The organism is Rhizobium album (assembly GCF_003122325.1).
Classification (GTDB): Bacteria; Pseudomonadota; Alphaproteobacteria; order Rhizobiales; family Rhizobiaceae; genus Metarhizobium; species Metarhizobium album.
Genome location: NZ_QFBC01000002.1, coordinates 237,223 through 261,869 on the forward strand (window position 1 = coordinate 237,223; position 24,647 = coordinate 261,869).

Consider the following 24,647-nt stretch of genomic DNA (forward strand, 5'->3'; position numbering starts at 1 on the left):
CGCCGTCAATGGCGGCCGCCTTCCAGATAGGCTGCGCGAACTTCGGGATTGGCGAGCAGGTCCTTGCCGCTGCCGCTCATCGTCACCTTGCCGTTGACCATCACATAGGCGCGGTCGGACAGCTTGAGCGCGGCAAAGGCGTTCTGCTCGACAAGGAACACGGTCAGGCCCTCCTCCTTGTTCAGTTTCTTGATCGCCTCGAAGATGCCCTTGACGATCAGCGGCGCAAGACCCAGCGACGGCTCGTCGAGGAGCAGGAGCTTCGGACGCGCCATCAGCGCACGGCCGATCGAGAGCATCTGCTGCTCGCCGCCCGACAGCGTGCCGCCGCGTTGCGCCTGACGCTCCTTGAGCCGCGGGAACAGCTTGAAGATCTTTTCGACGTCCTCGCTGAAATATTTCAGGTTGTCGAGGCCGGCCCCCATCTGCAGGTTTTCGTAGACGGTCATGCGCGGAAAGATGCGGCGGCCTTCCGGCGATTGCGCGATGCGCAGCCGGGCGATCTCGTGGGTCGGCATCTGGGTGATGTCGCGGCCCTCGAAGATCACCGAGCCGTGGCGTGCATGCGGGCTGCCGCAGATGGTCATCATCAGCGTCGACTTGCCGGCGCCGTTGGCACCGATCAGGCTGACGATCTCGCCCTTGTTGACCTCGACATCGACGCCGCCGAGCGCCCGGATGTTGCCGTAGAAGGTTTCGACGGCCTGAACTTTCAGAAGCGGTTGACCTGACATCAGTTCACGCCTCCTTCGAGGGACTCGACTTCCGAAATCACGTCTTCCACCTCATCGTCCTCGACACCGAGGTACGCAGCAATAACCTTGGGATCGTTCTTCACATGATCCGGCGTCCCATCGGAAATCTTCTGGCCGTATTCGAGCACCACCACATGGTCGGAAATTTCCATGACCACCGACATGTCGTGCTCGATCAAGAGCAGCGACGTGCCGGTATCGGCGCGAATGCTGCGCAGCAGCGTGTTGAGGGCGGCGGACTCACGCGGGTTCAGGCCGGCGGCCGGCTCGTCGAGGCACAGCAGTTCCGGGCCGGTGCACATGGCGCGGGCGATTTCCAGGCGGCGCTGTGCGCCGTAGGAGAGGTCGCCGGCCGGATCGTCGGCACGGTCGATCAGATCGGCCTTTTCCAGCCAGTGCTTGGCAAGTTCGATCGCCTCCTTGGCCGCCTTGCGGTACGTGGGGAAGCCGAGCAGGCCGAGAACGGTGAAGCCGGATGCCACCATCAGCTTGTTATGCTGGGCGACGAGCAGGTTTTCCAGAACAGTGAGGCCCGAAAACAGGCGGATGTTCTGGAAGGTGCGCGCCACTTTCGCGTGCTTGGTGATTTCGAAGTCCGGCAGGCGCTCCAGCAGGTACTGCTTGCCGGCTTTCTGGTTGAGCACGATCATGCCCATCGTCGGCTTGTAGAAGCCGGTGATGCAGTTGAACACGGTGGTCTTGCCTGCGCCGTTCGGACCGATCAGCGCGGTGATCTCGCCGCGCTTGGCTTCGAAGGAGAAGTCGTTGATGGCCATCAGGCCGCCGAACTTCATCGACAGGTGTTCGACCTTGAGAATGGTATCGCTGTTCATAGTCGTCTCGAGGGACATCAGCCGTGCCCTTCCTTGGTGAAGCTGCCGGAGACCGCCTTACGCTCGTGCAGGAAGGCGGTGGGCTCGCGGCTACCGACGAAGCCACGCGGCTTCCAGACCATCACGACGACCATGGCAATGCCGAAGAGCAGCATGCGGTAGAGTTCCGGCGTGAAGTCGGGGCCGAAGATATGCTTGAGGAATTCCAGTTCGCGCAGGATTTCCGTACCGCCGACCATCACCGCGGCAGCCACCGCGATGCCGACCAGCGATCCCATGCCGCCAAGGACGACGATGGCGAGAATGACGGCCGATTCCAGGAAGACGAAGCTTTCCGGCGAAACGAAGCCCTGGCGGGCAGCGAAGAAGGAGCCGGCGAAACCGCCGAACATGGCACCGATCGCAAAGGCGGTCAGCTTGGTGGTGACGGTGTTGATCCCCAGCGAACGGCAAGCGATCTCGTCCTCGCGCAAGGCTTCCCAGGCGCGACCGATCGGCATGCGGCGCAGGCGGACGGTGACGAAGGCCGTCAGCAGCGCCAGTGCCAGGATGAGATAGAACAGGAAGATCTTGTAGTAGGCCGACGACATCGGCAGGCCGAAAGCCTTGGCGAAGTTGTTCGGCGCACTGACGTCGAACGACCAGATGCCGAAGACCGAAGCCTTGGCGACGCCGGAGATGCCGGCCGCGCCATTGGTGACCTCGGCCCAGTTGAGCAGCACCAGGCGGATGATTTCACCGAAGGCCAATGTCACGATCGCCAGATAGTCGCCGCGCAGGCGCAGGACCGGGAAGCCGAGAATCATGCCCCAGAAGGCGGCGAGGATGCCGGCCATCGGCAGAAGCACCCAGAAGGACAGCCCGAAGGTGCTGGACAGAAGCGCGTAGGAATAGGCGCCTACCGCGTAGAAGGCGACGTAACCGAGATCGAGCAGCCCGGCGAGGCCGACGACGATGTTCAGGCCCCAGGCGAGCATCACGTAGATGAGGATCTGGATGCCGAAGTTATCGACCCACTTCAACGATCCCTGGGCACCGAAGATCGCCACGATGACGATCGGGTAGAGAACCAGAGCGGCAACCGCCAGCACCGTGAAGTGCGTGGTGATGAAAATGCGGAACATATAGAACAGGCAGGCAAGCGAATAGATGATCGCAAGTCCGCGAATGATGGTCGCATAGGCAGCGATATTATCCGGCAACCCACGCGCCGCCGCGATCATAACCGCAGACACCACCACGGCGGCGATGAAGAACGGCAGGCGGAAGAACCGCGAGGCCATACTGTCCGGCAACATGCCGGTGGCCGCATTGACGACCTTCTGCGACGCCAGGAACGGCTGCAGATAGGCGATCATCAGGAAGCGGCCGACCATGGCGATGACAACGAAAATCGCCAGCAGGCCCCAGCGCGGCACCAGGATAAGCTCGTTGCGGATGTTCTGGTCGGACTTGAGGCCGACGAAGAGAACGAACAGGCCGAGCGAGATCAAGCCGGCATACAGCGCCTCGCGCAAAGCCCGCGCCGTCAGATCCCCGGCGGCGCCTTCATGTCTAGAGGTTATGTTTGTCATTGCGTTAAACTTTCTCGACTTCGGGACGTCCGAGAATACCCGACGGCTTGAAGATCAGCACGATCGCAAGGATGGAGAAGGTCGCGACATCCTTGTAGGCGATGGTGAAATAGGCCGACCAAAGCGATTCGATCAGGCCGATCAGCAACCCGCCGAGTACGGCGCCCGGCAGGGAGCCGATGCCGCCCAGAACGGCTGCCGTGAAGGCCTTGACGCCCGGGATGAAGCCATCGGTGAAGACCACGACGCCATAATACATCAGGTACATGGTGCCGGCGACCGCGGCGAGCGCCGCTCCCATCACGAAGGTGACCGAGATCGTCCGATCGACGTCGACCCCGAGCAGCGCCGCCATCTTGCGGTCCTGCTCCGTGGCGCGCTGGGCCCGGCCGAGCGGCGTGCGATGCACGATGTACCAGAAGACGGACAGAAGCACGACGGTGATCAGGATGATGATGATCTGCTTCAGCGAAATCGAGATGCCGAAGACATTGTAGACCGACGACACCAGCGGCGGGATCGGCTTGTTACGCGGACCCTGCGTCACTTGGATGAAGTTGGAAAGCGCGATCGACATGCCGATGGCGGTGATCAGCGGCGCCAGGCGGAACGAGCCGCGCAGCGGCCGGTAGGCCACCTTTTCGATCGTCCAGTTCCACAATCCGGCCATCAGCATGGCGACGATCAGCATGATCAGAAGCGCCACGACGACGGGAATTCCGGCGAACAGACCTGTCAGGATGAGAAAGACGATCAGGGCGGCAAAACCGCCAAGCATGAAGATATCGCCATGGGCGAAATTGATCATGCCGATGATACCATAAACCATCGTGTAACCGATGGCGATCATTCCATAGATCGAGCCAAGCGTCAGCCCGTTGACGAGCTGCTGGATAAAATACTCCATTAGTCCTTTTCCCCAGGGCATGGATTACGATGACCCATGCCTCTTGTATTGCGTTTCCCTAGTGGGAATTATCTTATTAGGGGATTCCATACCGCTTTCGAAGAAAATGTGAAGCCAAAAAGGTGAAACTGCGGCAGAAATCGGCCCATTCTTCACAAGCAGACACGATCAGGAGCAAAAACACTACTTAAGTAGCATGCCTTGACGCGATTTCAGTCAGTCAGGCTTTGCATCACTGAAAGCGCTTTAAATAGAATAGCGTAGCACGGCCCGGTCGCGGCAACCGAACCGTGCAACTTTCGAGACGGCGGCTCAGGAGCGCATGCGCGAGCCGTTGGCGTCGAAGAGCGCCTGCGGCTGCAGACGCGCCGGCAGCATCTCCCCGAGCAATTCGATCGTCCAGCCGTCGGCCTCGTCGGCGATCTCCTTCGGCACGTAGCCGATGGCGACGGACAGGCCGGAGGCGTGGGCATACCCGCCCGACGTCACCCAGCCCTTGACCTCGCCGTTCAGGAAGATCGGCTCGTCGCCGATGACGTCGGCATCCCTGGCCTCGACGACGAAGGTGCGCAGGCGCAGCGCCCCGCCTTCGGCCTTCTCGGCGACGGCCGGCTGCTTGCCGATGAAATCCGCGTCCTTCGACAGCGCGACGAAGCGGCCGAGGCCGGCTTCCAGCGGGCCGTAGAGCGGGCGGAATTCGCGCGACCAGCTGCCGAAGGATTTTTCCAGGCGCAAGGCGTTCAGCGCCCGCAGGCCGAACAGGCGGATGCCGAATTCGGCGCCGGCTTCCATGATCGCATCGAAGAGATAGCGCTGGTACTCCGGCTTCATCCAGATTTCGAAACCGAGATCGCCGGTATAGGACACGCGGCCGACGATCGCCTTGGCCATGCCGAGGTCCATGCGGCGAATGTCCATGAACTTGAAGGCGGCATCGGAGAGATCGAGATGCGTCAGCTTCTGCAGCACGGCGCGGGCATTCGGGCCGGCGACCGAAAGGCCGACGAGGCCGAGGTTGACCGCTTCCAGCGAGACGGAGCCATCCGCCGGCAGGTGCTGCTCGAACCAGCGCATATGGTAGTCCTCGGCAATACCCGAGCCGATGACCAGGAAGTCCTCCTCGCCGAGCTTGGCGAGGGTGAAATCGCCGATCAGCTTGCCGGCCTCGTTGAGCATCGGCGCCAGCACCATGCGGCCGATGGCGGGAATGCGGGCGGCCAGGATCCTGTCGAGCCACGCCTCTGCGCCCTTGCCGCTGACCTTGTATTTTGCGAAACCCGATGTCTCCATCAGGCCGACGCTGTCGCGCACCGCCTTCGCTTCGGCGCCGACGACGTCGAAATCGTTGGAACGGCGCCAGGAGAAGGCATCGACCTCGCCCTTCGGCGCAAACCATAGCGGGCTTTCGAGACCGTAGGAAGCGCCGAAGATCGCGCCGGCCTCCTTCAGCCGGTCGTAGATCGGCGTGGTCAGCAGCGGCCGGGCGCCCGGCAGCTCCTCGTTCGGATAACGGATCGAGAAGCGGCGCGAATAGTTTTCGCGCACCTTGGCATTGGTATAAGCGAGCGTGGCGTAATCGCCGTAGCGGCAGACATCCATGGCGAAGACGTCGAAACCCGGATCGCCCTCGATGATCCACTGGGCGAGCGCCAGGCCGACGCCGCCACCCTGGCTGAAGCCGGCCATGACGGCGCAGGCCGACCAGAAATTCGTCATGCCGCGCACCGGGCCGACCAGCGGATTGCCGTCCGGCGAGAAGGTGAAGGGGCCGTTGATGATCTTGCGGATGCCGGCCTTGTTGAAGGCGGGGAAGTGGCGGAAACCGACTTCCAGCTCGCTGGTGATGCGTTCCAGGTCCTCCGCCAGCAGTTCGTGGCCGAAATTCCAGGGCGTGGTGATCGGCGACCACGGGCGGCAATCCTTTTCATAGGTGCCCATCAGCATGCCGTTGCGCTCCTGGCGGATATAGATCTCGCCGTCGAAATCGACGCAGTGCATCAATTCCTTGCCGGTGGTCGTGTTGAAGTCGATGACCTCCGGCATGTCCTCGGTGATCAGGTACATATGCTCCATGGCGAGCACCGGCAGCTCCAGGCCGACCATGCGGCCCACTTCGCGGGCCCAGAGGCCGGCCGCGTTCACCACATGCTCGGCGCGGATCTCGCCCTTGTCGGTGATGACGCGCCAGGTGCCGTCCTCCAGCTGGACGAGATCCTCGACCTTGGTGTGCAGATAGATCTCGGCGCCGTTCTTCTTGGCCGACTTGGCGTAGGCGTGCGTCGTGCCGTAGGGGTCGAGATGGCCTTCATGCGGATCGAACACGGCGCCGACGAACTGGCCAGGGTCGAGCAGCGGCATCATCTCGTGCGCCTCGCGGGCGGAAATCAGCGTCGCCTCGCCGCCGGCATACTTGCCCTTGGCCAGCAGCGACTTCATCCAGTCGAAACGCTCGTGGGTGGCGGCCAGCATCAGGCCGGAGGTCATGTGCAGGCCGATGTCCTGGCCGGAATATTCCTCGATCTCCTTGTAGAGCTCGACGGTATATTTCTGCAGCTTGGCGACGTTCGGATCGCCGTTGATGGTGTGCATACCGCCGGCGGCATGCCAGGTGGACCCCGAGGTCAGCTCGGACCGCTCCAGAAGCACCACGTCGGTCCAGCCGAACTTGGTGAGGTGGTAAAGCACCGAGCAGCCGACGACACCTCCACCGATGACGACGACACGCGCATGGCTCTTCATGAAAAATTCTCCGGCGTTTGAGGGCGCCCGCCTTGAGCGGCATGCCTCGGATTGTAGAAAAACTGCCGGAGCCTATGTCGGAATCGCCCGAAGCCATAGCCCGTTCTGCGAAGCGAAATGTCGCTTCGGACAAAATTGTTGTCCCGCGGGCGGCACGCACGATATGCACCCATGAATGCGAAAGGCCGCAGGGCGTAACCCTGCGGCCAACGTTCGGTCATTGCGGCCGGGAACCAGCCCCTGCCCGCGATCAGCCGGCTGAAAAACCCGCGGTCATAGCGAATTCGCGGCCCATTTCGAGGATTTCCTCGAAGACGAAACCCGCAAAGGATCGCGACACGACGAGTTCGAACGTATCCTGATCCGTGCGGGCCAGGTTGGCGGCCGCGTGGCAGCATTGCGTCGCCGCCGATGCCCCGACGGGAAACGCGTCGGCATGCAGGTCCACCGCCAGGCATTTGGCGAGGATTTTTCGCACCTGCGGACCCGAAAGCCGCAGCACGACACGCCCGTCGCTCTGGTCGACAGCATCGAACAGGCCGGTGCCACTGTCCTGTAGCGTGCGGGCGAGGCTGTCGATGGCAACGTCCTCCGACACCACGAGCCATTCGCCCGGGCCGGAAATGCGCACCGAGACACCCTGCAGATTGGCAAGCACGTTGCGCGCATCCGCCTCCCGGCCCGGCCGGGCGAGAACGGAGAACACCGTCGGGCGCTTGAGGACGGCAAGGTGATGCGGGTTGGAGCTGCCTTCGAAACCGGTGATCAGATCTTCCAGCACATGGCGATGGACATAATTCATGGTCGCACCCTTACTGATGCAGTTTCTGGCTGTCGGGATCGATGAAGACCGGGCTGCAGACCTCGGCGACGAATTCTTCGCCGCGCAGCTTGTCCCAGACGACGATCTTCTCGCCGAAGCGTTCGCGGCCGGATTTCAACAGCGCCAGCGCGATCGGATGGCCAAGTGCCGGCGAGAAGCAGGCCGAGGTGACATGCCCCTGGTCGTTGGTCATCGACGGCGCGGCCCCCTCCTTCAGCAGATGGGCGCCGGCCTTGATCTCCTTGGCCTTGTCAACCGGCTTCAAACCGACCAGCTGCAGGCGATCGGCCGCCGTCAGGCCGAACCGGCTCGACAGGCGCTTGCCGATGAAATCCGGCTTGTTGACGGAGAACATCTTGCCGAGGCCGACATCGTCGGGTGTCGTGGTGCCGTTGAGTTCGTTGTGGGTCACATGGCCCTTCTCGATACGCAGCACGTTGAGCGCCTCGACGCCGTAGGCGCAGATGTCGTGCGGCCTGCCGGCCTCCATCAGCGCATCGGCGACGGCTTCGCCGTAACCGGCCGGCACGGCCAGCTCATAGGCCAGCTCGCCCGAGAAGGAGATGCGGAACAGGCGCGCGCGCAGGCCGCCCTTCAACGTCACTTCGCGCACGGCGAGGAAGGGGAATGCCTCGTTGGACACATCGTCCTCGACGACCTGCTGCAGGACGAGCCGCGCCTTCGGGCCGACCAGCGACATCTGCGCCCACTGGTCCGACGAGGAAACGAAACGCACGTCGAGATCGGGCCAGAGCACCTGCGCGCAATATTCCATATGCGTCATCACCTCGGCGGCATAGGCCGTGGTGGTGGTGACGAAGAAATGGTTTTCAGCCAGCCGGCTGGTGGTCCCGTCGTCATAGACGATACCGTCCTCGCGCAGCATCAGGCCGTAGCGCGCCCGGCCGACCGGCAGTTTCAGGAAGGCGTTGGAATAGATGCGGTTCAGGAACTCCGCCGCATCGTTGCCGAACACCTCGATCTTGCCGAGGGTCGAGACGTCGCAAAGGCCGACATTGGTGCGCGCGTTCATGACTTCGCGGTCGACGCTCTGCCGCCAGCCCTTTTCGCCGTCGCGCGGGAACCAGGACGAGCGATGCCACAGGCCGGCTTCGACGAAGACGGCGCCGTTCTTCTTCGCCCAGCCATGCAGCGGCGAGCGGCGCACCGGCCGCGAATGTTCGCCGCGCGAGGTGCCCGCCATCGCGCCGAACGACACCGGCGTATAGAAAGGGCGGAAGGTGGTGACGCCGATTTCCGCCGGGCTGACACCCTTCATGCCGGCGATGATGCCGGTGGCGTTGACATTGCCGAGCTTGCCCTGGTCGGTCGCCATGCCGCTGGTGGTGTAGCGCTTGGTGTGCTCGATATGGCCGAACCCCTCGCGCTGGGCGAGGCCGAGATCCTTGACATGCACGTCGTTCTGGAAATCGACGAAGGCCTTGTCCCTGGCACCCGGCACGTACCAGAGCGGCGCAAAACTTGCGTCATATTCGCCCTCGACGTCAGGCACGTCAGGCGATGTGGCGGTGAGATCGAGGCTCGCCAGTGCCGACAACGCCTTGGCGACACCGTCGCGCAGGCAGGCGCCGATGCCGGAAAGGCCCGAGGCCGAGCCGGCGGGCAGCAATTGCCGCCCGACATCGGGCGCCAGAAACGCCTGTTTCTCATCCGACCAGTAGGGCTTGGCGCCACGCTGGCAGGCGAGATGGATGATCGGCGACCAGCCACCGGACATCAACAGTGCGTCGCAATCGATACTCTCTTCGAAACCGGAGCGCTCGACGAGGAGACCGCCGACGCGGTGCCTGCCCTTGACCTTGACGACACCGCCGCCCTGGATGAGCCGGATGCCGTTCGGCAGGTTGTCACCGGCGGCCGGCCGGCCGTCGATGACGGCGGCGACGTCGATGCCCTGTGCCGCAAGGTCACGCGCCGCCTGATAACCGGAGCCGCCATTGGTGAACACGGCCACCTTGCGGCCGACGGCAACGCCGTAACGGTTGAGATAGGTACGGCCGGCACCGGCGGTCATGACGCCCGGGCGGTCGTTGCCGCCGAAGACCAGCGGCCGTTCTTCCGCCCCCGTCGCCATGATGGCGCGGCGGGCGACGATGCGCCACAGGCGCTCCACCGGCAGGTCCAGCGACGGCAGGGCGATATGTTTCTGAACCTTTTCCACGGCACCGAAGACATTGTCGTCGTACCAGCCGAAGACGGTGGTGCGCGGCATCAGGGTGACCCAGGGGAAACCGGCGAGTTCGGAGAGGATCGTCTCGACGAACGTGGAGGGTGCCGTACCGCCGATCGAAACCCGCTCCGACAGCAGCGAACCGCCGAGCCGGAAACCCTCGTCGGCGAGGATGACGCGCAGGCCGGCGCGCGCCGCCGTCAGCGCCGCCATCAGGCCGGCCGGACCGGCACCGACGACCAGCAGGTCGCAATGCGCCCAGGCCTTTTCGTAACGATCCGGATCGGCTTCCATCACCGCCTTGCCGAGACCGGCGGCGCGGCGGATGAAAGGCTCGTAGACCTTTTCCCAGAAGGCAGCCGGCCACATGAAGGTCTTGTAGTAGAAGCCGGCGCCGAGGAAGGGCGACAACAGGCTGTTCAGCGAACCGATGTCGTATTTCAGCGACGGCCAGCGGTTCTGGCTGGTGGCAACGAGGCCGTTGTAGAGTTCGGCGACGGTGGCGCGGGTGTTGGGCTCGGTGCGCGCGCCCTTGCCGATCATGACCAGCGCGTTCGGCTCGGCCGAGCCGGCGGTGACGATGCCGCGCGGGCGGTGGTACTTGAAGGAGCGGCCGACGAGCAGCTGGTCGTTGGCAAGCAGCGCCGACGCCAGCGTATCGCCTTCATAACCCTTGAGATCGAGGCCATCGAAGGAGAAGCCGAGGGAGCGGCTGCGGTCGACGAGACCGCCGGAGGAAAGACGATGGGCGCTCATGCCTGCACCGCCTTTGCCGCCTCGGCGGCATCGGTGACGGAAAACACCTCGTGGGTGAAGTTGTCACGCTCGACGACCAGCCAGCGGCGACAGCCGAAGGCGTGGTGCCAATGTTCCTTGTAGCGCCCCTTGGGATTGTCACGGATATGCACGTAGCGGTGCCACTCCTCGTCGGAGGCGGATGGCGACGGGCGCACCAGCGAGGCATCGCCGCGGATGGAGAATTCTTCTTTCGGTCGGCTCCCGCAATGCGGGCAATGGATGAGGCTTGCCATGGTCGTGTCTCAATGGAGGTTCGGCTGCGGACCCTTGCCGCCTTCGTCGATGGGGAAACCGCGTTCGAACCGGTCGAGCCGCAGGAAACGGGCGACGTTGTGGCTCTCGTTGCGGGCGATCAGATGGGCGAAACAGAAACCGGATGCGGGCGTCGCCTTGAAGCCGCCGTAGCACCAGCCGCAATTCAGGTAGAGATTGTCGATCGGCGTGCGGTCGATGATCGGCGAGCCGTCCATGCTCATGTCCATGACGCCGCCCCAGGAGCGCAGCACGCGGGTGCGCGACAGGCCGGGGATCAGCGACACGCCTTCCTCGATCGTGTGCTCCACCGTCGCCAGGTTGCCGCGCTGGGCGTAGGAGGAGTAATAATCGATGTCGGCGCCGAACACCAAGCCGCCCTTGTCGGACTGCGAGATGTAGAAATGGCCGGCGCCGTAGGTGATGACGTTGTCGATCATCGGCTTCAGCCCTTCCGAAACGAAAGCCTGCAGCACATGCGTCTCGATCGGCAGCTCGAGATCGGCCATGCGACCGACGGTGGTGGTGTTGCCGGCGGCGGCCAACGCCAGCTTGTTGCAGCCGATGAAACCTTTCGTGGTCTCGACGCCGACCACCCGGCCGTTTTCGCGGCGGATGCCGGTCACCTCGCAATGCTGGATGATGTCGACGCCGCGGCTGTCGGCGCCGCGGGCATATCCCCAGGCCACCGCATCGTGGCGGGCCGTGCCGGCGCGCGCCTGGTAGAGGCCGCCGAGGATCGGGAAGCGCGCATGGTCGAAATTGAGATACGGCATCATGCGGCGAACCTGCTCGCGGTCGAGCAGCTGGGCATCGACGCCGTGGATCATCATCGCATTGCCGCGCCGGGCATAGGCGTCACGCTGGCCGTCGGAATGGAACAGGTTGACGATGCCGCGCTGCGAGACCATGGCATTGTAGTTGAAATCCTGCTCCAGCCCTTCCCAGAGCTTCATCGACAGCTCGTAGAACGGCTCGTTGCCTTCCAGCAGGTAGTTGGAGCGGATGATCGTCGTGTTGCGCCCGACATTGCCGGCGCCGATATAGCCCTTCTCGATCACCGCGACATTGGTGATGCCATGCTCCTTGGCGAGGTAATAGGCCGTCGACAGGCCATGCCCGCCGCCGCCGACGATGACGACGTCGTAATGCGGCTTGGGTTCCGGCTCGCGCCAGGCCGGCTTCCAGCCGCGATTGCCGGAAAAAGCTTGTTTCAGGATCGATAGGGCGGAGTAGCGCATCGGGCATTTCCATTGGTCAATTCGCCGGAGACATTCGCATATGCACTCGAAACGACAAGCCCGCAATGGACATGGGCCGATCTGAACGGGACATCGGCAAGAGAGTCTTGCGGCGTTGCGAAAATTCCACAGCGCCAGCGGAGAACCGTTGCCAAGACGAGACACCCGGCGGAAACGGTAACAATACCCTTAACTCTCTGGCGACGATATTCTTGCTGACAGCAGAACAAGACACTAACTACATCCATCGTGCTTCTCTTCGAAACAGGATGCCAATGCCGTTCATTCCCCCCGCCCCGAAACCGGAGCCCGGCCCGTGATGCTCGATATCCTGGAGAAAGCCGCGCTGGAAGCAGGCCGCGCCATCCTGGCGATTTACGCCACCGCGCCCGAAATCACGGTGAAGGCCGATAATTCGCCGGTGACGGAAGCGGACCAGCGCGCCGAAGACATCATTCTTCGGCATCTCGGCGCCGCCTTTCCGGAGATCCCGGTCGTCGCCGAGGAATGCGTGGCGGCGGGCATCGTGCCCGATATCGGCGGCGAGGTGTTTTTCCTCGTCGATCCGCTCGACGGCACCAAGGAATTCATCCAGCAGAACGGCGACTTTACCGTCAACATCGCCTTGATCCGCCAGGGCGTGCCGGTCGCCGGCATCGTCTATGCGCCGGCCAAGGACGTCGCCTATACCGGCATCGACGGACGGGCGGAAAGGCTGGAGATCGGGCCCGACGGCACGATAACCGGCCGCAGGCGCATTTTCGCCCGACTGCCGGCGACCCCGGTCGTCGCCGTCGCCAGCCGCTCGCACCACAGCGCCGAGATCGAGACCTATCTCGACCAACAGGGCATCACCGGCTGTCGTTACAGCGGCTCGTCCTTGAAATTCTGCCTGCTGGCGGAAGGCGATGCCGACATCTATCCACGCTTCACCCGCACCATGGAATGGGACACGGCCGCCGGCGACGCCGTTTTGCGCGCGGCAGGCGGCGTGACGCTGGGCGCCGAAGGCGTGCCGCTGCTTTACGGCAAGGTCGCCGACGATGCCGAACACAGCTTCGCCAATCCGCATTTCATCGCCTTCGGCCGGCGGCTGACGCCGGTTCCGGGCACGGGTATGGGGACGGGTACGCGAAAGCAGGGAAACTGAGCAAATTCAACGTGGCCGGCGGGACCTGATCCCCGTCGCCTTGCGCCGGCCTATTCTGGGAGCGATCCAAACACGGAGAGCCCCGACCATGTCCGAGACGACGCCGAACCTGACACTTCCCTACATCCTGCCCTCGCAAGCGCAAAAACATGTCACCCACAACGAAGCCCTGCAGCGGCTTGACGCCCTCGTCCAGCTGACGATCCGCGCCACGCTGGCGACACCGCCCGGAACGCCGGAGGATGGCGCCTGCTTTCTCGTCGATGCCGGTGCCGGCGGCCTCTGGAGCGGCAAGGACGGACAGATCGCCGTTCGCCAGGACGGCGCCTGGACGTTTTTCGTCCCGCGCGACGGCTGGCGCGGCTGGTTTGCCGCAAGCGGCACCCTTCTGGTCCACGAGGACGGGGAATGGAACCCGCTGCCGCTGCCCGAAGGCGGCGCGATGCAGATGCTCGGCATCAACGCCACACCGGACACGACCAACCGGCTTTCCGTATCCGCCCCGGCGACACTGCTGACCAATGAAGGCGCGGGGCACCAGCTGAAGATCAACAAGGCCGCATCGTCGGATACCGCATCGCTGCTGTTCCAGACCGGCTGGACGGGTCACGCGGAAATGGGACTGGCCGGCGACAACGGCTTCTCGATCAAGGTCAGCCCCGACGGCAGCAGCTGGCTTGCCGCCCTGACGGTGACCACCGGGGGGCGGGTACACCTGCCGCAACGGCCGCTCGTCGCGGCATCGATGAACAGCGCCACGACGACACAGGCCGCCGGCAGCAAGACCGGCTTCCAGAGCCTGGCGGCCAATCAGGGTGGCTTTGCACTGGGCGCAGCGATTTCAGGCGGCAGCGGTTCCCGCCTGGTGGTGCCGGAGGATGGCCTTTATCTCGTCAGCCTGAGCCTGCAGGCATCGTCGACCGGCGCCCACGGCATCGACCTCCTGGTCAACGGCGCGACAGTCGTCGCGTCGATCCGCAACACCGGCAGCGGCGGCACCCTGGCCAGCAAATCCGCGACAACCATCGCCGCGCTCTCCGCCGGCGACTGGCTCTCCTGCGAACATTCCGGCAGCGCGGACGTGACGTTTGGCCCGGGCAAGACCGCCGTGACGGCGATCATGTTGTAAGCAAAACGTCGTATCCGCAGTCAGAGCAGGCGATAGCGGCAGGCGCGCGCGATCGCCTGCATGCGGTTGACGGAATCGAGCTTGCGCATCGCCGCCTTCAGGTAGCTGGCAACCGTATGCGACGAGATTTCGAGAATGATGGCGATTTCTTCGCTGCTCTTGCCGGCGGCTGACCAGCGAAGACATTCGATCTCGCGGCCAGTCAGCCGTTCGCGCGGCCCGTCCAGCACCGTTTCCTGGCGCACATGGTTTTCGAGCAGGGTAAGTGCCCTGAAAAAGAGTTCCATCTTTTCCTGCTCGGTGATCGTCGGCTTGACGCCGGAAAACGCGATGATGTGGTGGCGAAGGCGCATGTCGTGCGCCGAAAAACTCAGCGTATCGCGCAGGCCCGCCTGGGAAAACACCGCCGTCAGGCCATTGGCGTTCTGGTTCGCTTCGCCTTTGCTGAAGACGCAGCAATTGGAAAAGACCGGAAGGATGGTTTCTTTCAGGCGAGCGACAAGAGAGCTGCAGCGGAAGACGTCCGCGGCGGCATAACGCCGGCGCAGGTCCTCCGGCCAGTTGCTGAGAACGTGGTTGCTCAGGAAATCCGATTTGTCGCCGTGCGGAAAGCGGGCGACCAGATAAAAGGAAAAACCGTAGTCGGCCGCAAGCTTTTCGAATGCCCTGGACTGTCCGGCCACGTCCGGCGCCGCCTCGCGTGGTTTCCGGAGTGGCGAAGAGCCCCCGTCACCCTCACCACGAGCCGAAAAGATGTAACCGGCCATGCCCACTGCTCCTTGCGCGAGATCCATAAACGAATGATTAGAAAGCAACTATAGCACCGGCACGAGGTCGCACCGGAAACGAAGAAAAGCCTCGCGCCATGGAAATGGCGGAAGCAGCATGAATGCTATGCGGAATAATTCAGGAACGCCGGCTCAATAAAGGCCAGTCCAGTTCCGTTGGCGCAGCACATACTTTAAGTCTGAATTTTAATAAAATGCCGATTGTGCATGGGAGCTATGCATCTGCATCAAATTTACGCAACGGAAGGCTTGTCTTTGCTTGTATCGAGCCTCTTTTGAGGCCAGGCCGCAAGCGTTTCAAATTGTTGTAAAATAGTTACACGCGGCTTAGGCAATTTTTAAATGTGGCACGATAGAGTGCCCCACATGTGGTCTTGAGTTTGTGTAGAGAGTCCCAATGACCGAAATGATACGACCCCGAGTGAAATATGTCATCGGTCCCGATGGCAGCCCGCTGACGATCGCGGATCTCCCGCCGGCCAATACGCGCCGCTGGGTCATCCGCCGGAAAGCGGAAGTTGTCGCGGCAGTGCGCGGTGGCTTGTTGAGTCTCGAGGAAGCCTGCGAACGCTATACGCTGACGGTGGAAGAGTTTCTTTCCTGGCAATCCTCGATCAACGATCACGGCCTTGCCGGGCTGAGAACCACACGGATCCAGCAGTACAGACACTGAGGCCTTTGTTTCCATTCGATTCCGGAGGCAAAACCGCTGCAAATTTTGCCCGATTGTCCTAGGATTTGGCGATCAGCCCTTGCAGAAGCCCGGCTGCGATTGCAGACGCGGCGTAGAACCATAGGCCTGGCTGCGTGAAAGCGCTTGCCAGGCCGCTTGTTTTTGCCGCCACGATGACGACCGCCACCAGCATGACGTCCATCATCGACCAGCGCGACAGCAGGGGCAGCAGCCTGTGCACTATCCCCTTGCCGTCGGTGCGACCGGCATTCATCGCCTCTGCCGCAAGGCCGATCATCTTCACCACCGGGCAGGCGACGGACAGCAGGAAGACCAGTGCCGCCAGGATCCGGTCGTCCGACGTCCAGAGCGCGGCGATGATGGTGACCAGCGACGGGCTGTCGGAGAAAAAATAAAGCTTTTCGAACGTCACCAGCGGCAGGACCAGCCCGAGCGCCAGGCAAAAAGGCGCGGCGGCCAGCAGGAACGGCTTGGCCCAGGCCTTCAGCATGCGTCCGCCACCCCTGTCCCGGTTTCATCCATCGCTTGTTCCCCCTGCCCCATCTGCGTTAGGCTTGCCACGCCTCTGTGCATATAGGCAATGATACGGGAGATGAAATGGATATCCGCAAAGAAGACCGGCCGTCGGGCGGACGCTACGTCGCCAGCCTCGAAGGTCACGAAGGTGAAATGACGTTCTCCCGCTCATCGCCGCATCTGGTCATCGTCGATCACACCGGCGTGCCGGATGCGCTGCGCGGCAAGGGCGTCGGACAGGCCCTGGCGCAACATGCCGTCGACGATGCCCGCGCCGGCGGCTGGAAGATTTTCCCGCTCTGCCCGTTTTTCAAGGCGCAGGCAGCCCGGCATCCGGAATGGAAGGACGTGTTGAGCGGCTGAGCCCGCAACGCCGAAACCCGCCTATGACGAATGTATGCCATTCATCATAGGCGGTCGGAAACCGGGTTTCGGGTCAGGCTCGTGGCCGGTCAGGCGCGGATACGTGCGGACGTATCGCGCTCTTCCAGCGCGGCTGCCCGGGAATATTCCGCCTGAACCTCTTCGAGCACCGTCTCCGCCGCCTCCTGCTGGGTCTTCAATTCCCGGATCGAGACCTGAAGATTGTCGGCTCTTTGCCGTGCAGCTTTGGCGAAGGTGGGATAGGCGAAGTGATTCGGATCGGAAATGCCCGATTTCTTCTCCTCGAGAACGATCTGGTTCTCGAGTTCCTTGGACATCCGTTCGAATTCGGACATCATCAGCTGCAATTGCTGCAACTGACGGCGTTTTTCGTTCACCTGAAACTCTTTCAGGCGAACTAGGCTCTCACGCGACTTCATACGCAATACTCCCGTGATGCGAGACCCCGGCTACACTCATTTTGGCCCGTTTAACCGACCTGACACATATCGGATCAAAAAAATTTCCGCGGTGTTAATAAAAACCTACCGTCGGTAACCTTTCGTTTACGGGCATCGTTAATGATAGAGACGATCTTTTAAGGGTCAGTAAATGCCGAGCCATAAAAAGCGAGGCAACGGAATGCTGGAGTCGGATGAATCGCTTAGCTCGTTTTCTTAAAGTGAAATTTTAGAAAGCTGCGCGTCGATTCATTGTTGGAAATCAGGGAACTGCAAAAAATATTTAATGAATTCGTATACCTTGCCAGAGGGAATCAGAATTTGTTAACCATTTGGTGGCAGCTTTCAAATCAGGCAACGACTGGATCCGTGGCGCGTAGAGGCTAGGACGACCTTTCGGCGGCGGTAAAGGGGATTAAAATGCGGGTTCTACTCATCGAAGACGATAGCGCGACAGCGCAGAGCATCGAGTTGATGCTCAAATCCGAAAGCTTCAACGTCTACACGACGGATCTTGGCGAAGAAGGTGTCGATCTCGGCAAGCTGTATGATTACGACATCATCCTCCTCGACCTGAACCTGCCGGACATGTCCGGCTACGAAGTTCTCAGAACGTTGCGCCTCTCGAAGGTCAAGACGCCGATCCTGATCCTGTCCGGCATGGCCGGCATCGAAGACAAGGTTCGCGGTCTCGGCTTCGGCGCCGACGACTACATGACCAAGCCGTTCCACAAGGACGAGTTGGTTGCGCGCATCCACGCCATCGTCCGCCGCTCCAAGGGCCATGCCCAGTCGATCATCTCCACGGGCGAACTGATCGTGAACCTCGACGCCAAGACCGTCGAAGTCGGCGGCCAGCGCGTTCACCTGACCGGCAAGGAATACCAGATGCTGGAGCTGCTTTCGCTCCGCAAGGGAACGACGCTGACGAAGGAAATGTTCCTGAACCACCTCTATGGCGGCATGGACGAGCCCGAACTGAAAATCATCGACGTCTTCATCTGCAAGCTGCGCAAGAAGCTGGCCAATGCCGCCGGCGGCGCAAACTACATCGAAACGGTCTGGGGCCGCGGCTACGTCCTGCGCGAGCCCGACGGCAGCGATTACCTCGAAACCGCCTGAGACCTTTTTCCGCCTGTTCCCAGCTTGCCGCATGATCGACCTGCCCGTTTTCAAGACGGGCGGGTTTTTCGTTTTTGCACATGCGTCCGGACGTTGAAGGCGGACAACAAAAAAGCTGCCGTCCAGGAGAAACGGCAGCCGGGATTTGCAATGGATAAATGGAAATCAGGCAGCGGCGGCGAGGCTGCCGAAGGTCGCGGTGAGGATCTTGCGATCGAACGGCTTGAGCAGGAAGTCGTTGGCGCCGGCGCGCTTGCCGAGCATCATCTTCTTCAGGTCGGCCTCGACGACGCAATAATAGATGCGCACCGTGTTGCCGTTCGGCATGGCGCGGATGGTCGTCATCAGTTCGATGGCACCCTCCATCCCCGCATCGACGATCAGCAGGTTCGGCATCTCCACGCCGCAACGGCGAAGCACGTCCGCACTGGACTCTGCTTCCGAAACCAGAAAGCCGAGTTCGGACAGGATCCGCTTGCCGACCTTGCGAACGACATCGGACGTATCGGCGATCATCAAACGTTGCATGCTCAACTCCTTCATGCCGGAGGCGGACGCCTCCTGGACATGCCGCAGGATAACGTCCGCAAGGCTAAGAATTCGTTACGCAGACCATGCCGCCACGAAGAAACACAACTCTTGATTAGCCGACCTTGGCGGTGAAGACGATGTGGTCGGGCGTGGCCTCGTGGGTCAGTTCCATGCCGGCTTCTTCGGCCAGCAGCACCGTGTAGTAGGGCTGGATCGAATGAGCGTCGATGGCTTCTTCGATCGTGCCGGAGCAAATTTCCACGAATTTTGGCGGCAGCCGCATCATCCGGCCCTTGGCGACGATGGTGAAGACCGCGTCGAGTTCCGGGTTTTCCAGCGTGATATCGAGCGAGCCGCCGCGCGGAATGGCGCCATAGGCGACCAGGAAAAGATTCAGCAGCAGCTTGACGCGGTTCTTGGCGATGATGGCGCGCGGACCGTTCCAGATCACTTCCGTCTTCTTGTCGGCGCTGGCGAAATCCTTCGCCGCCTTTTCCGCCTCGCCGGTATCGATGGAGGCGCCGACCGAGCCGGAGGCACCGAAGGCAAGGCGGGCGAACTTCAGCCGGACCGACGCATTCAGCGCGCTGGTGCGGATGAGGTCCATCGCGTCGGCATCGGCGCCGCCTTCGTCGAGCAGTTCCAGGCCGTTGTTGATGGCGCCGACCGGCGAAATGACGTCGTGGCAGACGCGGCTGCAGAGCAGCGCGGCAAGATCAGGCCCGCTGAGCGTGAGATTGGGGTTCTTCGGCATGGTGTTCTCCTGAATCTTTTCGATGCTCGTGCTGTTCTTCGCATGTGAAGATTGCGCGAAAATAGATCCCCGACGGCTGGCGGCCAAACGATGCAGAGCCTGCGCCTGCCGTCGCGATTGCTGCTGCGCCGGCTTGCCCGTCTGTGGCGTCGGTCGTCCTCCTGCCCGGTACGGGATTTCCAGCGCCATAAAGACACCATATTTGGTAAACCGATTGTTAAGTCGAACCGACCAAAATGCACCCACGCCATTCCGGGATTCGATTTCCCACCGCGAGAGGACGGACCAAATCATGCGCTTTGACCCCATTCGCAGCCTTGCAGGCATCCGGCTTGCCCTGACGGCTTTTGCGCTCGTGGCAGCCGCGCTGACGGCAAGACCGGCGCTCGCAGCCGACTCCAGCCAATACACCATGCAGGAAATCGTCGATGCCGGCCACGGCTTCTTCGGCTCGGCGACCGGCGGCCTCGCCAAGGTGGTGGAGCGCGCCTTCCAGCAATACGGCCTGCCCAACGGCTATGTGCTCGGCCAGGAAGGCTCCGGCGCCTTCATCGCCGGCCTGACCTATGGCGAAGGCGAACTCTACACCAAGAATGCCGGCCAGCACCCGGTGTTCTGGCAAGGCCCCTCGCTCGGCATCGACTATGGCGGACAGGGCAGCCGCGCGATGATGCTGGTCTACAATCTCTCCAGCATCGAGGATCTCTACAAGCGCTTCGGCGGCGTCAGCGGCTCGGCCTTCGTCGTCGCCGGCGTCGGCATGACGGTGCTGCGCAACAACGACGTGGTGATCGTGCCGATCCGCACCGGCCTCGGCGCCCGCCTCGGCGTCAATGTCGGCTACCTCAAGGTGACCCGTTCGCCGACCTGGAACCCGTTCTGAGGCGCTTTCCGCCTTCGACAAAAGAACGGCACCCCTGCTGTCCAAAAGTAACCGAAGTTACTGCCATTAATCTTAAACAGAGGGAATGCTTGCAGGTGAAGGCCGCTCATGTTTTATGATCGGCATTGTTAAGCAGGCGTAAATATCCAGCCGATGGTCGCACCGTGATCCAATACGCTATCCTGTTCGGACTTGGTTTCTTGAGCGCGGTCCTCGTCGTCCTGCTGCTGGCGCCGATCGTTCTGCGCCGCGTTATCTGGTTCACCGAACGCCGGCTCAGGGCCACCATGCCGCTCAGCCCGCAGGAAATCCGCGCCCAGAAGGACATGGCCCGGGCGGTCTATGCCGCGGAAAACGCCAAGATCGGCCAGGACCTCATCCGCGAGCGCGAAAAGGCGCTCAACATCCAGCTTCGCAACGAAAACCTCTTGAAGGACGCCGGTCGCCTGCAATCGGAAAATGCCGAGTTGCAGATGCAGATCAGCGAGATGAACGTCGAGGCCGCCGACATGCGCTCGCGCCTGCGCCGCGAGGACAGTTATGCCGACCAGCTGAAGGGCAAGCTGAAGGATGCCGAAGATATCGGCGCGGCGAAGAACGAAGAAATCCAGACGCTGAACCGGCGGATCAACAAGCTCATCGCCGACATCGACAACCTCAAGATCGATCTTGCAGCCTCCGGCACGATGACCGAAACCGCCCAGTCGCGCATCGCCTCGCTGCGCGACGAACGCGACTCGCTGCGCCACGACCTCAAGCTGATGACGCAGCGCGCCAAGGATGCCGAGATGCGGCTGTCGAAGGAAGAGCAGAGGGCCTTGCGGCTGGAGGAACGCCTCATGCGCGAACAGACCCTCAACGCCGACCGCGAAGGCCTGCTGGAACGGCGCACCCAGGACAATACCCGCCTCAAGGAGCGGCTGAAGAAAAGCAGCTCCGAGTTGCGCGAGGCCAACAAGGCACTGCGTATCGCAGCCATCGAAATGCCCGGCATCAGCAAAAGCCGGAAGGCGGCGGCCAAGGAAATCGCCGTCGAAACCCAGATGCACGCTGCCGAGGCAAACGCTTACACCAGCGAGCAACTGGCCGAAGACCTGCGCGGCGAAAATGCCGCGCTCAGCGAGCGGCTGCGCCAGGCTCGCACGCCGGAGCAGGACGAGGCGCTGCGCGTCGAAATCGCCTCGCTTGCCGTCAGGATGGTGGCGCTGACCGCGATGAAGGAAGGCTCCGCTTCCCCCATCCACGCGATCCTCAAGACAGGCATGAGCACGAACAAGGGGAATCCGGATAGCCTCGCGGAACGCATTGCGCATGCGATGACGAGCGAAGGCGCCTCCGCCGACCTGGTGTGACGGCGGCGCCCTGTCTCGGCGGCCAAGTCGGCTGAAACTGCTCTATCCCATTGTTTTTCCGCAATTCCAGGCGCAAAACCGCTGCGCACTTTTGCTGGAATTGCTCTATCTCTTTCTTTCTCCGCAATTCCGGACGCAAAACCGCTACGCACTTTTGCTGGAATTGCTCTATCTCTTTCTTTCTCCGCAATTCCGGACGCAAAACCGCTACGCACTTTTGCTGGAATTGCTCTATCTCTTTCTTTCTCCGCAATTCCGGACGCAAAACCGCTGCGCACTTTTGCTGGAATTGCTCTATCTCTTTCTTTCTCCGCAATTCCGGACGCAAAACCGCTACGCACTTTTGCTGGAATTGCTCTAGACCCGTTTCATCGCCGAGGCGATCTGATAGAGCGCGATGCCAGTCGCCGTTGCGACATTCAGGCTATCCAGCCCAGCCATCTGCGGCACACGGGCGCTGTGGAAACGGCCCAATATCTCCGCTGGCAGCCCCTCGCCTTCCGTTCCGAGCACCAGCGCGGTCCTGGCCGAAGGCTGCACGGCGCGGATATCCGTCGCCCCGTTCGGCGACAGCGCCCAGACGGAAAAATTCCGCTCTGCGAGCGCGGTCAGAAGCTGCAGGGCGCTGCCTTCCCGGCGAAACGGCACCGACAGGACGGAGCCGACCGAGACCCGCAGCGATTTGCGATAGAGCGGATCACAGCAGGTTTCGTCGAGCAGCACCGCATCGGCCCCGAAGGCGGCGGCGTTGCGAAAGATGGCGCCGATATTGTCGTGGTTGGAAATGTTGCAGCCGACCACCACCAGCGCCTCCGCCGGCAGCGTCGCCACGAAGGCATCCACCGGCGAAACCTCCAGCCGCCGGCCGAGCGCCAGCACGCCGCGATGCAGATCGAAACCGACGATGGCGTTCAGCACATCGCGCTCGGCGACATGGACCGGCACATCGGGCGGCAAAACTTCCAGCAGATCGGAAATCCCGGCGACGCGATTTTTCAAAAGCAGCAGTTTTTCGGCCGCCACCCCGCGCCCGGCCGCATGGGCGGCGGCGAGCATGCGCAACACCACCGTTCCCTCTGCGATGAAACGCCCCTGCCGGCCGGTCAGATCCCGTTCGCGAATGTCGCGGAACTCCGCGATGCGCGGATCGTCCGCGTCGTCGATCGGGATCAGCGTACCCATGGCGCCGTCAGTTGCCGGTAATGGCGATGTCGGCGACGATGCGGCCGACGGTGGCGTCGAAGACCAGCGCCTTGCGCTGCCCGTCGGCCAGGCGGCCGTAGAACAGGATCTGGTTGCCGGACAGGCTGGTGTTTTCGACGACGAAGCCTGAGGGCAAGGCGACGGTCGCCGCCAGCGGCTGCTCGGACGGCACGCTGAGGCCGCTGGACGCCACCGGCGTCTCGGGCGTGCGCTGCGTTACCTTGTAGACAATGGCGGCAAGGACAGCCATAAGCATCACACCCATGATGCCCGCCGAGACGAGTTGCAGACGCACCATCTTGCGCCGGACATTTTCCATGACCGGATCGAGCGGCTTTTCTTCCTGTTCGTCTGGTTCGACATTTGACATGACTGGTGTCTCTGTAACTGACGGCCGCAAGGAAAGGTGCCCTTCCCTGATGCGGACGCCGAGCTCAGGGAAGACCAGCCACGGGACATGGCTGTAACGATGCGACAACCGGCCCACCGGGCCTTTCGCAGTCAGCCACCGGTGGCATACCCGGGATGACTGCAATGACCGACCCCTTTAAACAAGCCGGCGACAATAGAAAAGTCCTTGAAGCCGATGAATCCGCCGAAGGACGGCTCGATGCCTGGCTGACGGCGACACTTTCGGGCGAATTTTCCCGCAACCGCATCAAATCGCTGATCGAGGAAGGCGCCGTGACGCTGAACGGCGCGGTGGTGACCGAGCCGAAAAAGAAGATCCGCACCGGCGATACCGTCGTCATCGACCTTCCCGAGCCGGAGGACCCGGAGCCGAAGGGCGAGGATATCCCGCTCGACGTGCTCTACGAGGACAATGACGTGATCGTGCTCGTCAAGCCCGCCGGCCTCGTCGTCCATCCGGGCGCCGGCAACTGGACGGGCACGCTGGTCAACGCCCTCATCCATCATTGCGGCGACAGCCTTTCGGGCATCGGCGGCGTCAAGCGGCCGGGCATCGTCCACCGGCTGGACAAGGATACAACCGGAGTGATGGTGGTCGCCAAGAACGATATCGCCCACCGCCACCTGGCCGACCAGTTCGCCGACCACGGCCGCAGCGGCCCGCTGGAGCGCGCCTACCAGGCCATCGTCTGGGGCCGGCCGCGCCACCTGCAGGGCACGATCGACGCGCCGCTCGGCCGCGCCGGCGACCGCACCAAGCGCGCCGTCAAGCGCGAGGAAAGCGACGACGCCCGCGAGGCGATCACCCACTACACGGTGCTCGAGCGCTTCCACGAGCGCCCCGACGCCACCGCGCTGGCCGCGCTGGTCGAGTGCCGGCTGGAAACCGGCCGCACCCACCAGATCCGCGTGCACATGGCCCATATCGGCCATCCGCTGATCGGCGATGCCGATTACGGCGCCGCTTTCAAGACCAAGGCAAACCTGCTGCCGGACGATGCCAAGGCGGTGGTGAACCGCTTCCACCGCCAGGCGCTGCATGCCTACCTCCTGCAGTTCGAGCACCCGCGCACCGGCGAGACCATGCATTTCGAGGCCCCTTTGCCCGACGACCTGCAGGAACTGGCAGACGCCTTGCGCAACTGACGCACTCAGGCAAAAGGCTTTTTCGGCCTTT

Annotated in this window: 25 protein-coding genes; 9 read left to right on the top strand and 16 right to left on the bottom strand. The window is 62.5% G+C overall.

Features of this window, described 5'->3' with window-relative positions:
- Positions 1-5: 5 nt before the first annotated feature.
- From DEM27_RS05280 to DEM27_RS05320, 9 genes are all read right to left on the bottom strand, one after another.
- Positions 6-734 (bottom strand): ABC transporter ATP-binding protein, encoded by a 729-nt coding sequence (locus DEM27_RS05280; RefSeq protein ID WP_109457159.1) that lies wholly within the window; start codon positions 732-734, stop codon positions 6-8.
- The gene (locus tag DEM27_RS05285; protein WP_109457160.1) at positions 734-1,606 is read right to left on the bottom strand and encodes an ABC transporter ATP-binding protein; all 873 of its coding nucleotides are present in this window, start codon (positions 1,604-1,606) and stop codon (positions 734-736) included. The genes DEM27_RS05280 and DEM27_RS05285 overlap by 1 nt, the downstream gene beginning before the upstream one ends.
- Positions 1,606-3,162: a high-affinity branched-chain amino acid ABC transporter permease LivM gene (gene livM / locus DEM27_RS05290; protein ID WP_109457161.1), complete on the bottom strand. Its 1,557-nt coding sequence runs from the start codon at positions 3,160-3,162 to the stop codon at positions 1,606-1,608. Before livM ends, DEM27_RS05285 begins: the two co-directional genes overlap by 1 nt.
- 4 nt (positions 3,163-3,166) lie before the next feature.
- Positions 3,167-4,069, bottom strand: coding sequence for a branched-chain amino acid ABC transporter permease (locus DEM27_RS05295; protein WP_109457162.1), 903 nt, complete (start codon positions 4,067-4,069; stop codon positions 3,167-3,169).
- Between the two features lie 312 nt (positions 4,070-4,381).
- A complete protein-coding gene (locus tag DEM27_RS05300) occupies positions 4,382-6,808 on the bottom strand; it encodes a GcvT family protein (RefSeq protein ID WP_109457163.1) in 2,427 nt (808 codons plus the stop codon).
- Positions 6,809-7,058: 250 nt separating this feature from the next.
- Positions 7,059-7,610, bottom strand: coding sequence for a sarcosine oxidase subunit gamma (locus DEM27_RS05305; protein WP_109457164.1), 552 nt, complete (start codon positions 7,608-7,610; stop codon positions 7,059-7,061).
- A gap of 10 nt (positions 7,611-7,620) precedes the next feature.
- On the bottom strand, positions 7,621-10,578 hold the full coding sequence (locus DEM27_RS05310; protein ID WP_109457165.1) for a sarcosine oxidase subunit alpha family protein: 2,958 nt from the start codon (positions 10,576-10,578) through the stop codon (positions 7,621-7,623).
- On the bottom strand, positions 10,575-10,853 hold the full coding sequence (locus tag DEM27_RS05315) for a sarcosine oxidase subunit delta (protein WP_109457166.1): 279 nt from the start codon (positions 10,851-10,853) through the stop codon (positions 10,575-10,577). Before DEM27_RS05315 ends, DEM27_RS05310 begins: the two co-directional genes overlap by 4 nt.
- A gap of 9 nt (positions 10,854-10,862) precedes the next feature.
- Positions 10,863-12,113, bottom strand: a complete 1,251-nt coding sequence (locus tag DEM27_RS05320; protein WP_109457167.1) for a sarcosine oxidase subunit beta family protein — start codon at positions 12,111-12,113, stop codon at positions 10,863-10,865.
- Between the two features lie 319 nt (positions 12,114-12,432).
- On the opposite strand from DEM27_RS05320, the gene cysQ reads away from it, so the two are divergent.
- Positions 12,433-13,263, top strand: coding sequence for a 3'(2'),5'-bisphosphate nucleotidase CysQ (gene cysQ, locus DEM27_RS05325; protein WP_109457168.1), 831 nt, complete (start codon positions 12,433-12,435; stop codon positions 13,261-13,263).
- Between the two features lie 88 nt (positions 13,264-13,351).
- On the top strand, positions 13,352-14,392 hold the full coding sequence (locus DEM27_RS05330) for a DUF2793 domain-containing protein (protein WP_109457169.1): 1,041 nt from the start codon (positions 13,352-13,354) through the stop codon (positions 14,390-14,392).
- A 20-nt stretch (positions 14,393-14,412) separates the two neighbouring features.
- Here the strand turns inward: DEM27_RS05330 and DEM27_RS05335 are convergent, their stop codons facing one another.
- Complete coding sequence (locus tag DEM27_RS05335; RefSeq protein WP_165823350.1) at positions 14,413-15,159, bottom strand: helix-turn-helix transcriptional regulator; 747 nt, start codon at positions 15,157-15,159, stop codon at positions 14,413-14,415.
- Between the two features lie 418 nt (positions 15,160-15,577).
- Here DEM27_RS05335 and sciP point away from each other — a divergent pair, with 418 nt between their 5' ends.
- On the top strand, positions 15,578-15,853 hold the full coding sequence (gene sciP / locus DEM27_RS05340; protein ID WP_018327815.1) for a CtrA inhibitor SciP: 276 nt from the start codon (positions 15,578-15,580) through the stop codon (positions 15,851-15,853).
- Positions 15,854-15,911: 58 nt separating this feature from the next.
- Here sciP and DEM27_RS05345 read toward each other — a convergent pair whose 3' ends face one another.
- Positions 15,912-16,364 carry a paraquat-inducible protein A gene (locus tag DEM27_RS05345; protein ID WP_109457171.1) on the bottom strand — a complete coding sequence of 151 codons (453 nt, stop codon included), beginning with the start codon at positions 16,362-16,364 and terminating at the stop codon, positions 15,912-15,914.
- A 107-nt stretch (positions 16,365-16,471) separates the two neighbouring features.
- Here DEM27_RS05345 and DEM27_RS05350 point away from each other — a divergent pair, with 107 nt between their 5' ends.
- Positions 16,472-16,753, top strand: a complete 282-nt coding sequence (locus DEM27_RS05350; RefSeq protein ID WP_109457172.1) for a GNAT family N-acetyltransferase — start codon at positions 16,472-16,474, stop codon at positions 16,751-16,753.
- Between the two features lie 89 nt (positions 16,754-16,842).
- Here DEM27_RS05350 and DEM27_RS05355 read toward each other — a convergent pair whose 3' ends face one another.
- Positions 16,843-17,193 (bottom strand): flagellar export protein FliJ, encoded by a 351-nt coding sequence (locus DEM27_RS05355; protein WP_109457173.1) that lies wholly within the window; start codon positions 17,191-17,193, stop codon positions 16,843-16,845.
- A 441-nt stretch (positions 17,194-17,634) separates the two neighbouring features.
- Between DEM27_RS05355 and ctrA the strand changes: the two genes are divergently transcribed.
- Positions 17,635-18,336: a response regulator transcription factor CtrA gene (gene ctrA / locus DEM27_RS05360; RefSeq protein ID WP_109457174.1), complete on the top strand. Its 702-nt coding sequence runs from the start codon at positions 17,635-17,637 to the stop codon at positions 18,334-18,336.
- Positions 18,337-18,501: 165 nt separating this feature from the next.
- Here ctrA and DEM27_RS05365 read toward each other — a convergent pair whose 3' ends face one another.
- Positions 18,502-18,864, bottom strand: a complete 363-nt coding sequence (locus tag DEM27_RS05365) for a response regulator (protein ID WP_109457687.1) — start codon at positions 18,862-18,864, stop codon at positions 18,502-18,504.
- A gap of 115 nt (positions 18,865-18,979) precedes the next feature.
- Entirely contained in the window at positions 18,980-19,621 is a 642-nt protein-coding gene (chpT, locus tag DEM27_RS05370; RefSeq protein WP_109457175.1) for a histidine phosphotransferase ChpT, read from the bottom strand.
- 292 nt (positions 19,622-19,913) lie between these two features.
- Here chpT and DEM27_RS05375 point away from each other — a divergent pair, with 292 nt between their 5' ends.
- The 3 genes from DEM27_RS05375 to DEM27_RS33860 all read left to right on the top strand — a co-directional run bounded on the left by DEM27_RS05375 (position 19,914) and on the right by DEM27_RS33860 (position 22,217).
- On the top strand, positions 19,914-20,504 hold the full coding sequence (locus tag DEM27_RS05375) for a DUF1134 domain-containing protein (protein WP_109457176.1): 591 nt from the start codon (positions 19,914-19,916) through the stop codon (positions 20,502-20,504).
- Between the two features lie 200 nt (positions 20,505-20,704).
- Positions 20,705-21,856, top strand: coding sequence for a coiled-coil domain-containing protein (locus DEM27_RS05380; RefSeq protein ID WP_128755434.1), 1,152 nt, complete (start codon positions 20,705-20,707; stop codon positions 21,854-21,856).
- Positions 21,857-21,947: 91 nt separating this feature from the next.
- The gene (locus DEM27_RS33860) at positions 21,948-22,217 is read left to right on the top strand and encodes a hypothetical protein (protein ID WP_165823344.1); all 270 of its coding nucleotides are present in this window, start codon (positions 21,948-21,950) and stop codon (positions 22,215-22,217) included.
- Here DEM27_RS33860 and DEM27_RS05385 read toward each other — a convergent pair.
- Together DEM27_RS05385 and DEM27_RS05390 are read right to left on the bottom strand one after the other, a co-directional pair.
- Positions 22,214-23,038, bottom strand: a complete 825-nt coding sequence (locus DEM27_RS05385) for a TrmH family RNA methyltransferase (RefSeq protein ID WP_109457178.1) — start codon at positions 23,036-23,038, stop codon at positions 22,214-22,216. The genes DEM27_RS33860 and DEM27_RS05385 overlap by 4 nt on opposite strands.
- A gap of 7 nt (positions 23,039-23,045) precedes the next feature.
- Positions 23,046-23,429 (bottom strand): hypothetical protein, encoded by a 384-nt coding sequence (locus DEM27_RS05390; RefSeq protein WP_109457179.1) that lies wholly within the window; start codon positions 23,427-23,429, stop codon positions 23,046-23,048.
- 164 nt (positions 23,430-23,593) lie between these two features.
- Between DEM27_RS05390 and DEM27_RS05395 the strand changes: the two genes are divergently transcribed.
- Complete coding sequence (locus DEM27_RS05395) at positions 23,594-24,616, top strand: RluA family pseudouridine synthase (RefSeq protein WP_109457180.1); 1,023 nt, start codon at positions 23,594-23,596, stop codon at positions 24,614-24,616.
- The last annotated feature ends 31 nt before the right edge of the window (positions 24,617-24,647 follow it).